14 protein-coding genes are annotated in these 14,604 nt (G+C 73.4%); 3 read left to right on the forward strand and 11 right to left on the reverse strand.

Going from position 1 to position 14,604, the window contains the following annotated elements:
* Nucleotides 1–35 precede the first annotated feature (35 nt).
* The gene (locus IE207_RS13905; protein WP_190184459.1) at nt 36–1,067 is read left to right on the forward strand and encodes a YncE family protein; all 1,032 of its coding nucleotides are present in this window, start codon (nt 36–38) and stop codon (nt 1,065–1,067) included.
* A gap of 58 nt (nt 1,068–1,125) precedes the next feature.
* Here IE207_RS13905 and IE207_RS13910 read toward each other — a convergent pair whose 3' ends face one another.
* From IE207_RS13910 to IE207_RS13930, 5 genes are all read right to left on the reverse strand, one after another.
* The gene (locus IE207_RS13910; RefSeq protein ID WP_190184460.1) at nt 1,126–3,522 is read right to left on the reverse strand and encodes an ATP-binding cassette domain-containing protein; all 2,397 of its coding nucleotides are present in this window, start codon (nt 3,520–3,522) and stop codon (nt 1,126–1,128) included.
* Between the two features lie 391 nt (nt 3,523–3,913).
* Nucleotides 3,914–4,069 (reverse strand): hypothetical protein, encoded by a 156-nt coding sequence (locus IE207_RS13915; protein ID WP_190184461.1) that lies wholly within the window; start codon nt 4,067–4,069, stop codon nt 3,914–3,916.
* On the reverse strand, nt 4,066–4,620 hold the full coding sequence (locus IE207_RS13920; RefSeq protein WP_190184462.1) for a hypothetical protein: 555 nt from the start codon (nt 4,618–4,620) through the stop codon (nt 4,066–4,068). The genes IE207_RS13915 and IE207_RS13920 overlap by 4 nt, the downstream gene beginning before the upstream one ends.
* Before the next feature lie 112 nt (nt 4,621–4,732).
* A complete protein-coding gene (locus IE207_RS13925; RefSeq protein WP_190184463.1) occupies nt 4,733–5,587 on the reverse strand; it encodes a DMT family transporter in 855 nt (284 codons plus the stop codon).
* A gap of 67 nt (nt 5,588–5,654) precedes the next feature.
* Nucleotides 5,655–6,509 (reverse strand): MmyB family transcriptional regulator, encoded by an 855-nt coding sequence (locus IE207_RS13930; protein WP_190184464.1) that lies wholly within the window; start codon nt 6,507–6,509, stop codon nt 5,655–5,657.
* A 239-nt stretch (nt 6,510–6,748) separates the two neighbouring features.
* On the opposite strand from IE207_RS13930, the gene IE207_RS13935 reads away from it, so the two are divergent.
* Nucleotides 6,749–8,122: an MFS transporter gene (locus IE207_RS13935; RefSeq protein ID WP_229873746.1), complete on the forward strand. Its 1,374-nt coding sequence runs from the start codon at nt 6,749–6,751 to the stop codon at nt 8,120–8,122.
* 118 nt (nt 8,123–8,240) lie between these two features.
* Nucleotides 8,241–9,005: a hypothetical protein gene (locus tag IE207_RS13940; protein ID WP_190184465.1), complete on the forward strand. Its 765-nt coding sequence runs from the start codon at nt 8,241–8,243 to the stop codon at nt 9,003–9,005.
* Nucleotides 9,006–9,022: 17 nt separating this feature from the next.
* On the opposite strand, the gene IE207_RS13945 is transcribed toward IE207_RS13940, so the two are convergent.
* The 6 genes from IE207_RS13945 to IE207_RS13970 form a co-directional block, all read right to left on the reverse strand.
* Complete coding sequence (locus tag IE207_RS13945; RefSeq protein WP_190184466.1) at nt 9,023–9,418, reverse strand: DUF2267 domain-containing protein; 396 nt, start codon at nt 9,416–9,418, stop codon at nt 9,023–9,025.
* A gap of 149 nt (nt 9,419–9,567) precedes the next feature.
* Entirely contained in the window at nt 9,568–10,251 is a 684-nt protein-coding gene (locus IE207_RS13950) for an esterase/lipase family protein (RefSeq protein WP_190184467.1), read from the reverse strand.
* A 445-nt stretch (nt 10,252–10,696) separates the two neighbouring features.
* Nucleotides 10,697–11,188 carry a hypothetical protein gene (locus IE207_RS13955; protein WP_229873708.1) on the reverse strand — a complete coding sequence of 164 codons (492 nt, stop codon included), beginning with the start codon at nt 11,186–11,188 and terminating at the stop codon, nt 10,697–10,699.
* Nucleotides 11,185–12,510, reverse strand: a complete 1,326-nt coding sequence (locus IE207_RS13960) for a molybdopterin-dependent oxidoreductase (RefSeq protein ID WP_190184469.1) — start codon at nt 12,508–12,510, stop codon at nt 11,185–11,187. Before IE207_RS13960 ends, IE207_RS13955 begins: the two co-directional genes overlap by 4 nt.
* A gap of 272 nt (nt 12,511–12,782) precedes the next feature.
* The gene (locus IE207_RS13965; protein ID WP_190184470.1) at nt 12,783–13,721 is read right to left on the reverse strand and encodes a pyridoxamine 5'-phosphate oxidase family protein; all 939 of its coding nucleotides are present in this window, start codon (nt 13,719–13,721) and stop codon (nt 12,783–12,785) included.
* Complete coding sequence (locus IE207_RS13970) at nt 13,718–14,416, reverse strand: hemerythrin domain-containing protein (protein ID WP_229873709.1); 699 nt, start codon at nt 14,414–14,416, stop codon at nt 13,718–13,720. Before IE207_RS13970 ends, IE207_RS13965 begins: the two co-directional genes overlap by 4 nt.
* Between the last annotated feature and the right edge of the window lie 188 nt (nt 14,417–14,604).

The following is a 14,604-nucleotide window of genomic DNA, read 5'->3' on the forward strand; positions in this document are numbered from 1 at the left end:
GGAGTTAATCGGCGGGCCGGTCCAGGCTCTGGTCCATGACACGGAACACGAACGACGTACTCGCCGTGGCGAGCCAGAGCGGCCCCACGGTCACCTTCTTCGACGCGGTGGACTTGCGCCGGCTCGACGTACTGGAAGTCCCCAGCGAGCCCCACGAGTTGTGCTTCGACCCGGTGCGGCGGCGGCTGTACGCCACGATCACCTACCGGTCCGGCTACTACCACGCCCATGCCGGCCGGGCCCATGAGCTGGTGGTGATCGATCCCGACCGGCGCCGCATCCTCGACGTGGTCGACCTGGCACCGGAGCGCGCGCCGCACGGCATCGCCCTGGACCCGTCGGGCGGGCTGCTGTGGGTGAGCGTGGAGGCGCACGGCGCCGAGGAGGGCGCCCTGGTGGCGCTCGACGCGGACTCGCTGAAACCCGTACGCCGGCTGCCCGTGGGGGCGCCCGGCCCGCACTGGTTCACGCTCACGCCGGACGGGAGCCGCGCGTACAGCGCGAACAAGGAAGCGCCGTTCCTCTCGGTCGTCGACATCGCTTCCGGAGCGCCGGCCGGCCGGATCGAGGTGCCCGGGAGCGAGGGCATCGCGGCGTCACGCGACGGACGGTACGTGTACGCGGCCGCGCCGAAGGGGGACTTCACGATCACGCGTCCGGTACCGGACGCCGGGGTCCGGGTGATCGACACGGCCACCGGAGCCGTGGTGCGCACGCACCGCACGGACGGCCCGGTCTTCCCCGTCCACGTGACCGCCACGGATCTGGTGCTGGCCGGCGAGCTGCGCATGCGGGCGGGCGGCGCTGCGCCGGGCGAGCAGGCACCGGGGCTCTTGCACGTGTACGGGAGGGACGGCGGGGAGCTCGGCCGCGTCGAGGTCGGCGCGTTCCCCCTGACGATCACCTCCTCGCCCGACGGCCGGTACGGCTACGCCGCGGCGGTCTCGTCCAGCACGGTGACGGTGGTGGACCTGCCGCGCCTGGAGGCGGTGGCGACCCTGCACGTCGACCGGGCGGGCGAACCGGGCGCCCACGGCCTCGCCTACATCCCCTCCCCCGCCGCCTGACGCCCTTCGGACGTCGAGGTCACGAAGGGCGCCACCGGTCGGTGGACCGTGAGGGCGGTCAGCGGCCCACGTACGCCGCGAGGTGCTCGCCGGTGAGGGTGGACCGGGCGGCGACGAGGTCGGCGGGGGTGCCCTCGAAGACGATCCGGCCGCCGTCGTGGCCGGCGCCGGGACCGAGGTCGATGATCCAGTCGGCGTGCGCCATGACGGCCTGGTGGTGTTCGACCACGATGACCGACTTGCCGGAGTCCACGAGCCGGTCGAGCAGCCCGAGGAGTTGTTCGACGTCGGCGAGGTGCAGTCCGGCGGTCGGCTCGTCCAGGACGTACACGCCGCCCTTGTCCGCCATGTGGGTGGCCAGCTTGAGCCGCTGCCGCTCACCGCCGGAGAGGGTGGTGAGCGGCTGGCCGATGGTCAGGTAGCCCAGCCCGACGTCGGCGAGCCGTTCGAGGATGCGGTGCGCGGCCGGGGTGCGTGCCTCGCCCTCGCCGAAGAACGCCGCGGCCTCGGTCACCGGCATCGCCAGGACCTCGCTGATGTCGCGGCCGCCGAGGCGGAACTCCAGTACCGACGCCTGGAACCGCCTGCCCTCGCACTCCTCGCAGGTGCTGGCGACACCGGCCATCATCGCCAGGTCGGTGTACACGACCCCGGCGCCGTTGCAAGTGGGGCAGGCGCCTTCGGAGTTCGAGCTGAACAGCGCCGGCTTCACGCCGTTGGCCTTGGCGAACGCCTTGCGGATCGGGTCGAGCAGGCCGGTGTACGTCGCCGGGTTGCTGCGCCGCGATCCGCGGATCGGGCCCTGGTCGACCGACACCACGCCCTCGCCGGCGGCTCCCCTGCTCTTGACGAGCGAGCCGTGGACGAGGGAGCTCTTGCCGGAGCCGGCGACGCCGGTGACCACGGCCAGTACCCCGAGCGGGATGTCCACGTCGACGCCCTGGAGGTTGTGCGTCGTCGCGCCGCGGATCTCCAGCGTGCCGGTGGGCGTCCGCGGCTTCTCCTTGAGGGCGGCCCGGTCGTCGAAGTGGCGGCCGGTGACGGTGCCTGCGCCCCGCAGCGCCTCGACGGTCCCCTCGAAGCAGACGCTGCCGCCCGCGGTTCCGGCGCCGGGGCCGAGGTCGACGACGTGATCGGCGATCGCGATCGTCTCCGGTTTGTGCTCCACGACGAGCACCGTGTTGCCCTTGTCCCGCAGCCGTAGCAGCAGGTCGTTCATCCGCTGGATGTCGTGGGGGTGCAGGCCCGTGGTGGGCTCGTCGAACACGTAGGTCACGTCGGTCAGCGAGGAGCCGAGGTGGCGGATCATCTTGACGCGCTGAGCCTCGCCGCCCGACAGCGTGCCCGACGGCCGGTCGAGCGAGAGGTAGCCGAGGCCGATCTCCCCGAAGGAGTCCAGGGTCTGGCGCAGCGCGGCGAGCAGCGGCGCCACCGACGGCTCTTCGAGGCCGCGGACCCAGTCGGCGAGGTCGCTGATCTGCATCGCGCAGGCGTCGGCGATGCTGATGCCCTCGATCTTCGAGGAGCGGGCGCCCTCGCTGAGGCGGGTGCCGTCGCATTCGGGGCAGGTGGTGAAGGTGACCGCACGGTCCACGAACTCCCGGATGTGCGGCTGCATCGCCTCCCTGTCCTTGGAGAGCATCGACTTCTGGACCCGAGGGACCAGTCCCTCGTAGGTCATGTTGATGCCCGCGATCTTCATCCGGGTCGGCTCGTGGTGGAGGAAGTCGTGCAGTTCCCTCTTGGTGTACGTGCGGATCGGCTTGTCGGGGTCGAGGAGGCCGGACTCCTTGTAGAGCCGCATGTTCCAGCCGTCCGTGCCGTAACCGGGGATGGTGACGGCGCCCTCGGAGAGCGACTTGGTGTCGTCGTAGAGCTGGGTGAGGTCGAGGTCGGAGACCGTGCCGCGGCCTTCGCACCGGGGGCACATGCCGCCGGTGCGGTTGAAGGTGGCCTTCACCGCCTTCTTGGCGCCGCGCTCGACGGTGATCGCTCCGCTCGCCCGGACGGAGGGGACGTTGAAGGCGTACGCGCCGGGCGGGCCGATGTGCGGCTGTCCGAGCCGGCTGAAGAGGATGCGGAGCATGGCGTTGGCGTCGGTGGCGGTACCGACGGTGGAGCGGGGGTCGCCGCCCATGCGCTGCTGGTCGACGGTGATCACGGTCGTCAGCCCGTCGAGCACGTCGACCTCGGGCCGCGCCAGCGTCGGCATGAAGCCCTGGACGAACGCGCTGTACGTCTCGTTGATCAGCCGCTGCGACTCGGCGGCGATCGTGCTGAACACCAGGGAGCTCTTGCCGGAGCCGGAGACGCCGGTGAACACCGTCAGCCGGCGCTTGGGGATCTCGATGCTGACGTCCTTGAGGTTGTTCTCGCGGGCGCCGTGCACGCGGATCACGTCGTGGGTGTCGGCAAGGTGCAGCGCGGGCGACTGCGTGTCCGTCCTCGTGGCCATGCTTGTCGTTTCTCCGTCCTCACGACCGGCCGTACCGGACCGGTGTCCATGCGGGCCACGCTACGGGGCGGCGGACGGGATCGGCTTCTCCATTCCTGCCCGGTCACGGAGACGACGCCAGGGCCCCGGCCTCCATGAGGCCGGGGCCCTGGCTCGCGGGGTCGGAACCAGGCGACGGTGAGGGGGAACGCGGCGGTGACGGTCGCGCCCGTGGAGTCGGTGGCGGTCGGGGTGATCCGGACCGTGCCGACGGACCACGGCCTGCCGCTGATCCGGCCGGAGCCGGCGTCCGCTTGCAGCTCTGCGGTCCCGGATCGGCCAGTTTCAGGTCACCGGTCGTCGGGGTGGGGGTCGGCGTGGGGGTGGGGGAACACCACGCCGTGCTCACCGGTCACGGGCCGGCCGAGGAACCCGCGCACGGGCTGGAGCAGTGGCCGGCCGAACGGTTCTGCAGTTCGGCGGGGACGGGGGTGTCCTCCAGGCTGAGCGCGTCCGCCACCGGCTCCGCCGGGGCCACCGCCGGCACGGCCTTCGCCCTGACCGTCAACTGGTTCCGAGCCGCTCTGGCCGCCCCTCGGGGGCCCGCTTCGCCCAGGCGATCGTCGCGCTGAGGGCGAGCAGGGCGGCGGCCCAGGCAGCGGGCTTCCAGGGAGCGGTCCGCCCCTCCAGCTCCGCGGAGACCCGGTGCGCGGGATCGTAGGCGACCCGGATCTCCTCGCCGACCGCCGCCACGGCCCGGTCCTCCTTCAGCTCCGCCGGGTAGCCGCCCGGGCAGCCGAGGGCGAAGCGGTACACCGTCCGCGCCGGCGGAGCGCCGTCACCGGCGGACTGCTGCACCTTGGTGTGCACCTCGCGCACCGCGCAGGTGGCGGTGGCCGGCCGCGCCGCCGCCTGATCCGCGGCGGCCACCGTCAGGAGCATCCCCAGGGACAGCAGCAGCCCCCCGAAGAACCCGCCGCTGCCGCCGACCAGCACGAAGTACGCCGCGCAGCTCCCGAGGACCAGGACGGCGCCGCCCACGAGCGCGACGGCGCCCGAGGGTGCCGAAGAAGCCCCGTAGCACCAGCTCGCCCACCCGTACACCCCGCCGGCGGCCACCCACGGCACTGCCGCCGTACCGGCCCGCCGGACCCTTCGCCCACCATCGCGCACTCCCACCACCCCCACCCACGAGGACGCCCCCCGCCCCGCGCGCGGTTGCCGGCCGCCCTCAGTCGGCTTCCGTGGCGGCGCGGGCCAGGGCCAGTACGCCGGTGCCGATCAGGGCCACGCCCAGCAGTTGGGGAAGCAGCCACCAGTGGGTGCGCAGGTGTTCCTCGTACAGCAGCACCCCCAGCGCGACGCTCACGCCCGCGTCGCCGAGGGTCAGGGCGGGCTGCGATGCGACCAGCGGGCCGCCCTGCATGGCGTGTTCGAGGAACAGCAGGGCGCAGATGCCGGTCGCACCGAAGGCGTAGGTCTCCCAGGTCGTCAGGAACGCGGGCGGACCCCGTTCGTCCAGTACGCGCACGGCCGACTTCATCAGGGCGGCCGTGAGCGCGTAGCAGACGGCGGTCGCCGCGCCGAGACACCCGGCCCGCATGCGGCCGGGCGGCCGCCGGAGCCCGGCCACCGCCAGTCCGGCCACCGCCAGCGCGCACGCCGCCATGGCCGGCGCCCAGCGGTCGACCGGGACGTGCGTGCGCTGCCCGGCCGGCGATGCGGCCACCAGTACGATCGCGAGCCCCGCCACCACGCCCGCCACGGCCAGCCACAGCTGCCCCGGCAGCCGGCTCCGCGTCACCAGCGAGGCGATCAGGAGCGCGAGCGGCAGTTCCAGTACGAACAGCGGCTGCACCAGGGACAGCGGGCCCGTGGCCAGCGCCGCGGCCTGCCCGACGCCGGCCGCGATCACCGCGAGGATCCCCGCGAGCCACACCGGCCGCCGCAGCAGGTCGCGGATCAGGCCGAAGCGCAGGCCCCGGCCCTGTGGCACGGTGAGCGCCGCCCGCCGCTGGAGCACGGTCGCGAGCGCGTTGCCGAGCGCCGCGAACAGCGCGAAGAGGACCGGCAGTACGAAGCCCATGGCCCCGATCCTCACGGAACGGCCCACTGCACCGCGCCCGCGACACGGCCGCGTCGCGGGCGTTGCGTCAGGCCGGGACGGGCGACAGGGACCGCAGACGTTCCAGACGCCCGCGCGTCTCCTCGTCCAGCGGTACGTAGGTGACGAGCCGCGGGCCCGCCGCGGGGCCCAGCCACAGGTTGGTGTGCTCCAGGTGCAGCAGGCCCACGTGGCGGTTGCGGATGTACTTCGACTTCCCGCCCTGGCCGACGACCTCGTGCCGCGCCCAGACCTCCCTGAATTCGGGCGACGCCGTCTCCAGCCGCGCCAGCAGCGCCTTCCAGGCCGGCTCGGCCAGGTGCTCGGCCATCGACGCGCGGAACTTCGCGGCCATCAACCGGTTCGACTCGGGGAGTTCCACGACGGCGTCCCGCCAGTCCGGGTCGGTGAACGCCAGCCACATGCAGTTGCGGTCCTCGGGCGCCACCCGGTCGAGGTCGCACAGCAGCCGCCCGTACGTCCGGTTGTACGCGAGGATGTCGTACCGGCTGTTCTGTACGGCGGCCGGGATCGGGTCCAACTGGTCGAGCATGGCCCGCAGGGCCGGCGTCACGCTCGGGCAGGGCGTGAGCGGCGCCGGGTCGACGCCGCCGGCCAGGGCGAACAGGTGCGCGCGTTCGCTGCGGTCCAGCAGCAGGGCGCGGGCGAGGGCGTCGAGCACCTGCGGGGACACCTGGATCTCACGCGCCTGCTCCAGCCAGGTGTACCAGGTGACCCCGACGGCGGCGAGCTGCGCGACTTCCTCGCGGCGCAGTCCCGGCGTGCGGCGGCGGCGGCCGCGTACGAGGCCGACCTGCTCGGGGGTGATCCGCTCCCGGCGGCTGCGCAGGAATTCCGCCAGTTCGTGCCGGCGCATGTCGCTTTCCGGGGCCACAGTGGTCATGGGTCCAGGGTGCCGCACCTCGCATCCCGTTGCCAGGTACTCCTGGTACCAGGATAAGGACACTCTGGTACCAGGCTGAGCGTGGGTGGATCGTCTTACTCGTGAGCGAAGCAACCAATGCAACCCAAGCGACCCTGGCGACCCCGCGGCGCACGAACCCCTCGCCGCCTCCGGCGCCCGCGGGCCCGGCCACCACCCCGGGAACCGCCTCCGTCCCCGTCGTCCGCCACGAAGCGGCGCTGGGGACCCTCGGGCTGTTCACCGTACTGCTGGGCGCGGCCCTCCCACTGATCGACTTCTTCATCGTCAACGTGGCGTTGCCGGCCATCGACAGCGACCTCGCCGCGGGCCCTGCCCTGCTGGAACTGATCGTCGGCGGCTACGGGGTCACGTACGCCGTACTGCTCGTCCTCGGCGGCCGTCTCGGTGACACGGTCGGACGCCGCCGGCTGTTCCTGACCGGCATGGCCGCCTTCGGCGTCACCTCCCTGGCGTGCGGCCTCGCGCCGACCGCCTGGACGCTGGTCGCGGCCCGGGTGGCGCAGGGGGCTTCGGCGGCGCTCATGCTGCCGCAGGTGCTCGCCACCATCCAGGCCACCACGCAGGGGCCGCGCCGGGCCCGGGCGATGAGCCTCTACGGTGCGACGGCCGGGCTGTCGATGGTCGCCGGGCAGATCCTCGGCGGTGTGCTGGTGGCCGCCGACGTGGCCGGCTCGGGCTGGCGTTCGGTGTTCCTCGTCAACGTCCCGGTCGTGCTGGTGGGGCTGGTGCTGGCTGTCCGCGCCGTTCCGGAGACCCGTTCGCAGCGGCCCGCCTCGGTCGACGTACCGGGAACGCTGCTGCTGGCCCTGTCGCTGGTCTCCCTGCTGCTGCCGCTGACCGAGGGCCGGGCGGCCGGGTGGCCCGTCTGGACGTGGGTCTCGCTGGGCGTCTTCCCGCCGGCGGCCGCGGCCTTCTACCTGACCGAGCGCCGCGCCGACCGTCTGGGGCGGACGCCGCTGGTGCCGCCGAGCCTGCTGCGTCTGGAATCGCTGCGACGCGGCCTGCTGATGGTGGTGCCGTTCTCCATCGGGTTCAGCGGCTTCATGTTCGTCATCGCCGTGTCGCTCCAGCAGGGTCTGCGGATGGGACCCGTCTCGGCGGGGCTCGCGCTGGTGCCGATGGCGGTCGCCTTCTTCTCCGCCTCGCTCGCCGGACCGCGGCTGATCGGCCGGTACGGAAGCCGGGTCGTCACCGCCGGTGGCGTACTCCAGGCCATCGGCATCGGCTTGCTCCTGCTGGCGGTCCGGGGCGACTGGCCGGAACTCGGGCTGCTCGCACTCGCGCCGGGCGTCGCCGTCGCGGGCCTCGGCCAGGGGCTCCAACTGCCGGTGCTGATGCGCCTGATGCTCTCGGACGTACCGGCCGACCGGGCCGGCGTGGGCGGCGGGGTGATGGTCACCACGCAGCAGTCGGCGCTGGCCCTGGGTGTCGCGACCCTGGGCAGCCTGTTCCTCGCGCTCACGGAGTCGGTCGGGATGCGGGACGCCCTCATGACGACCCTGCTGGTCCAACTCGCTCTGATCGCACTGACGGTACTGCTCAGCCTCCGCCTCCCGCGCGTCATGCGCTGACGCGGGCGCGTTTCCTGGTCACGGCGGGAAGCGTGGTGCGGATTTCGGGTAAAGAACGCCCTGCGCCTGGGTAGCATCCGAAAGCACCACCGTGAGGTATGAGGAAAGTGAGCCGCACATGGCCAACGAGCCTGTCACCACGCCCATCCACGACCTGTACGCGCAGCGGTTCGCCGCCGATCTCGAAACCAACCGCAAGGAACAGGCGGACCTCACCGCGCAGATCGAGGAACTCCAAGACCGCCTGAGGCAGCTCCGGTCGGACGAGAACTGGCTCTGCGGTGTGCAGGGCGTACTGCCCCCGGCCGATGCCGTCGAGGCCGCCAAGGCGGCGCCGGCGGGGCCGGGGGCGGCCACCGTTCCCGGACCCCGCCGGGCGAAGAAGAGCACGGCCGGCGCGGCGCGGGCCAAGAAGGGCACCGCCGGCGCGGCGCGGGCCAAGAAGAGCACCGCCGGCGCGGCGCGGGCCAAGAAGGCCGCGGGGGCTGCCGTCCCCGGTACGGAGGCCGAGGCCGCCGCCAAGCCGGCCGCCCGCAAGCCCGACTCCGCCGCGTCCCCCGCCAAGAAGCCGGCCAGGACGGACGAACCCCCGCTGCGCGAACTCCTCCACGCCCTCCTGGTCCACGCCGCGGAGCCCCGCATGGTGAGCGAGGTCACGGCGGAACTGGCGCAGGCGCACCCCGGCCGGACGGCCTCCGGTCAGGTCGTCCGCAACACCCTGGAAGGACTCGTCAAGAAGGGGCAGGTCGAGAAGGAACACCGCCAGGGTTCGGTGATGTACACCGCCGTCCGGCCCGCCGCGCAGGGGGCGGCGTCCGATGCGGTCGCCGAAGCCGAAGCCGGCGCGGATACCGCCACGGACACCGCCACCGCCGCGCCGTAGTCGACGGACGGCCCGCCTCAGACCGGTTCGGTGCGGCCGAACAGCAGCGCGTAACCGGGCGGAAGCTGGGCGAGCGCCCGCCGGAGCACGTCCGCGTCCACGACGTCGGCCACGGTGCTGAGGACCGCGCCGCTGTCCCAGTGCGCGGTGTCAGGGGTCGCGCCCTCGATCAGGAGCGCGACCGCTTCCGTGAACTCCGGCGGGTCCAGCGGTGCGGTCGCCGCCACGGCTTCGAGGAGCGGCGGCGAGCAGGGAGCGGGCAGCTGGGCGGCGAGTTCCTCGCGTTCGGTGTCCGCCAGGTGGCCGCCCAGGGTGGCCAGCACCGCACGGGTGGAACGCTCGGCTTCGCGCGCGGTCGGATACTGGCCTCGTTCCTGGACCTGGGCCAGGTACTCGTCCCATGCGATCGCCACGGTGGGCCTCCTCGTCTACGTCCTGTGTCGTACTCGCTTACAGGGCGAGCCTGCCCCGGACCGCCCGCCGCAGCCTCCGGGCACGGCATCCATCCGGGGCCGGCCCGCGGATCCCACCCGTTCGGCGGGGAGGACGCGGTCCGCGCCGGTCAGCGGACGTGGGCCCTGACCTCCTCGTAGACCCTGGCGTCCACGGGGAAGGCAGTGTGCCGCAGACACCCGGTCTCGGTGTTCACGGCGCCGCTGAGGGCGACGGTGCTGCTGTCGGGGCTGATGATGCCGTCGCACGGCGACCACCACGTGGCGTAGCGGGGTGCGCCGGGGGTCTCGTCACCGGCGTTGAGCTCGTTCAGGAAGCGCGAGCCGGGGCGCATCTCGGCGCAGGGCGCGCCGCCGCACAGGACGGCGGCGCTGGTGCCGTGGTTGGGGCCGGCGAGGGAGACCCACGCGTCGACCTTGCTGTCCCCGCCCAGGTTCTTGAGGTAGTAGCGGGAGGAGAGGGAGCCCATGGAGTGCGTGACCAGGTCGACCTTGGTGGCGCCGGTGGCGGCGAGGACGCGGTCGATCTCGTCGGCGAGCTGGCGGGCGGTCGTGACGTTGGACTGGGAGGTCGGGTAGCTCCACTGGTCCAGGCGGCCGGCCGGCCAGCCGTCGGACCGGAAGCGGTCGGCCATGGTGTTCCAGGTGGAACCGCTGCTGTTCCAGCCGTGGACGAAGACGATCGGATCGGGGCCGCCGGCAGCGGGCGCCGTCGGCGCGGCGGCGGCCTGGGGGATGAACGCGGCGAAGGCGAGTGCGGCGGCGGGGAGGGCCCGCAGGAGGTTGGGGGTCACGCCGCCAGGTTGTAGCGCAGCCGCCCGGCCCGGTCGCGGGTCCGGCCGAACCGCACCCGACTGGCTGCCGTCCTTCACCCAGGAAACGTTTCAGCGCGGGCCGTGGCAGACCCGGCCGGTACCCCGCTCGCGCACGGCACGCGCGGCCGGCGACCTCGCCCCGTCGCGGACGAGGGTTGCGCCCCGCCTCCCGCCTGGTCGAGCCTGCCCCGGCGTTGCGCAGGCCGCCCGGCGCAACGTCGCCGACGAGGGCTGCCCGCATCGGCTCCCTACGGCATCACTTCGGCGGGCACCGGGAACTGGTGCCCGCCGCGACGCGTTCGAGGCTCGCCCGGGTGTACGCGGCGGGGCCCCGCCCTCGGAGACCTCGCGCGGAAGGCATCCGCAGGCAGCCGAGGGCTCATGGCACGGAGCCCGCGTCGGCTCAACGGCGCCGGCGCCGCGGTCAGCGCGGAGTGCCGCGGTCGCGGCGCCGACGGCGCGCCGCGCGTCGTGCGGGTCCCGATGCGTGCCACCTTCGGACCAGGAGGGTCGCCGCCGAGGCCGCGAAGAGGGCCGCGGTGATCAGCAGCCAGCGCCCCAGGAAACCGCCGGCCGGGAGCCCCGTGGTCGCGGTGTAGTGGCCGACCCGGCGCAGGACCAGCGGCCACCAGACCAGCAGCAGGAGCCCCGAGACGAACGCCGGGACGCGTACGTAGTTCACGCTCGGCCACGGCGCTCCCGGGAGTTGCGCGCCCCGGTCGAGCACGGAGTACAGGGGGAGCAGCACGAGGTCGTGCAGGAGCGCCGCCCCGACGAACCAGAGGGCCACGCCCACCGCGTCCCCCTTGAGGAGGCGCGTGCCCGCGTAGGCGGTGAGGGCGAAGGAGGCCAGTACGAGCAGCAGGTGCAGCGGGGAGGCCCCGTAGCGTCGGCGGAACGCGGTCGCACCGCTCATACCGGCTCTCCGAAGGTGAGGCGAGTGACCCATTTGGTGTTGTTGACGCCGGGTGCGCCGGGGACGATGACGCGGGCCGGGTAGCCGTGGTCGGGCGAGAGGACGGCCCCGTTGACCCGTACGGCCAGGAGCGAGCGGTGGTCGCGCACCTGGTTGTCCCTCAGGGCCACCGAGCTGAACGACCCGCCCCGCTGCACCGATTCCACCAGGACCTGCGGGGCGTCCGTGCCCAGCCCGACCAGCGCGGCCAGAGCGGTGAGCCGTACGCCGCTCCACAACTGGTCGGGGGTGGACCAGCCCTCCACGCAGGCGATGGGCAGGGCCGCCTCGTTCTGCTCCATGGCCAGCAGTTCCTCGCGGGTCAGCACCACTTGGCGGCCCGGCCCGCGTACGGTCAGCCGCCAGGCGGGGCCGATGTCACTGGGGCGGATGCCCACGGACGCCGCGGTCTTGTTGATCTGGAAGCCGTTCGGGCCGGAGCCGGGATCCCGGCCGTGCGGGGCGAGCAGCGCGGTGTGGCGCCACCAGCCGCCCACGCTCTGCCCGGCCGTCACGACGAACAGCGCCAGGGACCCCAGCCCGACCATGGCGACCGCTCCGCGGCGGGAGACGGTCGCCGCCGCCGGGCGGGGCGAGACCAGCCCGGCCGCCTCCGGCGTACCGGCCGCAGGCCGCGCCCCCGGGGCGCGTACGGCGCGGACCGCTCGTGGCAGCCGGAAGGCGACGTGCACGACGAAGGCGCCGATGAACACCCACGCCCCGTAGAAGTGCAGGGTGTAGAAGGAGCCCGGGAAGATGTAGTGCAGCTGCACGTTGAGGATGCCGGTGACGAACTCGAAGCCCGCGCCGCCCACCAGCAGGAGCAGGGACAGGCGCTCGATGCCGTGGCTGACCGACCGCACGGGTGGCCATTCGAACAGTTTGGGGATGACCGACCACAGTTTCGCCAGCAGTACGGGAACGAGCACGACACCGACGACGACGTGCACGCCCTGGGTCAGCCGGTAGAGCCAGTGCGGCGAGGTCGGCCAGGAGAACAGGTAGAACCCGAGCCACCCCTTGCCGGGAGTCTGGTCGTTGACCGGTGCCAGGTCCGGGTTGTACGCCGCGTACGACAGCAGGCCGGTCAGGAACAGGAGTGTGACTCCGACCAGCAGGACGAGCCCGAACACCGCGGTCAGCCACGGCCCCCGCAGCGGACTGCGCCAGAATTGCGGACGCGCGGGCCCCGGCGGCGGGGCGGCGAGCAAGCGGGCCGCAGGACCCGGTCGCGGCCGGGCGGTGGGCGCCGGCCGGCCCTGCTCGCCGTCGTTCGCCTCCATCGGGACACCTCCGCGTACGCGCTCGCCGGTCGTCGGGGAGACGATCCCGCACCGGAGGCCCGTCCGGACCGGTGACACGCCCTCCGGGGCCGCGCGGTGGCGCCCGTACCCCTCCGCCGGGTCACGCCTTCGACGCGGGGGTCAGTGGTGGGGAGAACGCATCACCTGCCGCATCGCAACCACACGGGCCCCTCCCCGGGGAGGGGTCCGGACGACCCGCGCGATCAGGGCTTTCAGGGCTTGCAGGGCTTGCAGGGCTTGCCTGACCGTGGTCACCGCGGACTCCGCTCCTGCTGCCGGGCGAGCGCCGCGAGGTCGCGGAACCGGTCCCACTGGACCCGGGGCCGGCGCAGACCCCTGCGGTCCAGGTACCTGTCCGTGGACCGCCTCGCGTGGCGCAGGACCCGCAGCGCGTCCGCCGGGCGGCCCGAACCCATCGGTTCCACCACCGTCGTGGGCAGCAGGGTCCAGCCCGCCGCGGTCTGCCGCAGCTCTCCCCGCACGAGGGCGTTGTGCATGCCGTTCAGCCGCTCGTCGTGCCGGTGCACCAGCAGCGAGGCCGGCCCCGCGGCCACGGCGCAGTCGGGCGGTACGTCCACCGCGAAGCCGCCCTGCGTCGGCGCCGGCCGGGTCCGGGCGAGTACGGGTGCCCCGGACGCGTCCCGGGCGGCCAGCACCGCGGTGGGGTAGCGGGCCAGGAGCCCGGCCCCCGGCAGGGCTCCGCTCAGGACGCCGGACGCCCGCGGTCGGGGCGGGGCCACCACGGGCGGCCGTACGGTCACCTGCTCGGCGGTGACCGTGATGAGGAGCCGCAGGTAGTACCAGTGCATCAACGGCCGCATGGGCGGCGACAGGTACGACCGGCTGTGCGGCTGACGCTCGAAGAGCGTGCGCCAGTAGTCCTCGGCCCCTCGGGGGCCCGTCATGATCTTGTCGGGGCACTGCGCCCGGCCGCCCACGAAGACCTGGGGAGCGGGATCGAGGCCGCTGCCGGTGGGGTCGGAGAAGAGGAGGGCGACACGGCCGTCGCGGCGCACGTTGAGTGCCTTCTGCGCGAACGCGAGGGAGGTGGTGAGCAGGAGCGTGCCGTCCTGCCGCCGCGACACGGCCGTCGGCCAGGCGAGCGGCGCACCGTCCCTGCCGAGGGTGGCGAACTCGCAGGTCCGGTAGGCGTCGAGGACGTCGAGCGGGGCGGCGTCGAGTGCTGTCATCGTCCCGCCCCACCGTTCAGCGGCCCCCGCAGGGCGCGGCAGGAGGCGGTGTACCGGCGACGTCCCACTGCCTTCCACATCAGACGGCCGATGAACGGGGCCTTGCCGAGGAAGTAGGCCTGCTCCTGCGGCGTCGCCTCTTCGAGGATCGCGCCGAGGGCGATCAGGAGCTTGTTCTTGGGGACGGTTTCCAGTCCGCGGCGTCCGACGAGGTCCCACTCGGCGACGCTCAGGTGTTCGGCGACCAGCGGGAGGACGAGCCGCTCCTCGTCGTCGAGGTGTTCGAGGAGCGCCGACCGGTGTTCCTCCAGCGCCAGGGCGAGTTCCCTCGCCGCGGCCGGGCCGGCGGAGCGCTCCCAGGCGGGCGTGCGGTCCGCGACCACCGCCAGGCTCCGGTCGATGCGCTGGTGCTGCTCCTCCATCCGTACGACGAGTGCGTCGTCCGGGGCCCGTTCGCGCAGCAGTGGCCAGAGCGTCTCGTCCTCGACGGTGTGGTGGTGGTGCAGCCCCGTCACGTACTCGGCCAGATGAGCGCCGACTTGGGCGGCTCGGGCCGTCGCACCGTCAGGGACGGCCCGCACCAGACGCGGCAGCAGGGCGGACTCGCGGCGGAAGACGCGGTGGACCACCACCATCTCGTGGGTGTGGGGACGCCCGTCGGCGGGACGTTCGAGGGGGGTAGTGCTGCCGGACACGCTCACTTGCTCCAGGAGTCGGGGGCGGGAAGAGGACGACAACAGCATGTCCGCCCCTGCTTGGCCATGGCTTGGCGATGGCTTGGCGCTCGCCTGCCGACCACTTGGCGTCCCCGTGACCTGGGCGTTCACCGTCCGTTGATCGGATGAGCAGGTCGCTCCGGTAGATTTCAGCCGCGTGCTGCGAA

The organism is Streptomyces cirratus, from assembly GCF_014650775.1.
Taxonomy (GTDB): Bacteria; Actinomycetota; Actinomycetes; order Streptomycetales; family Streptomycetaceae; genus Streptomyces; species Streptomyces cirratus.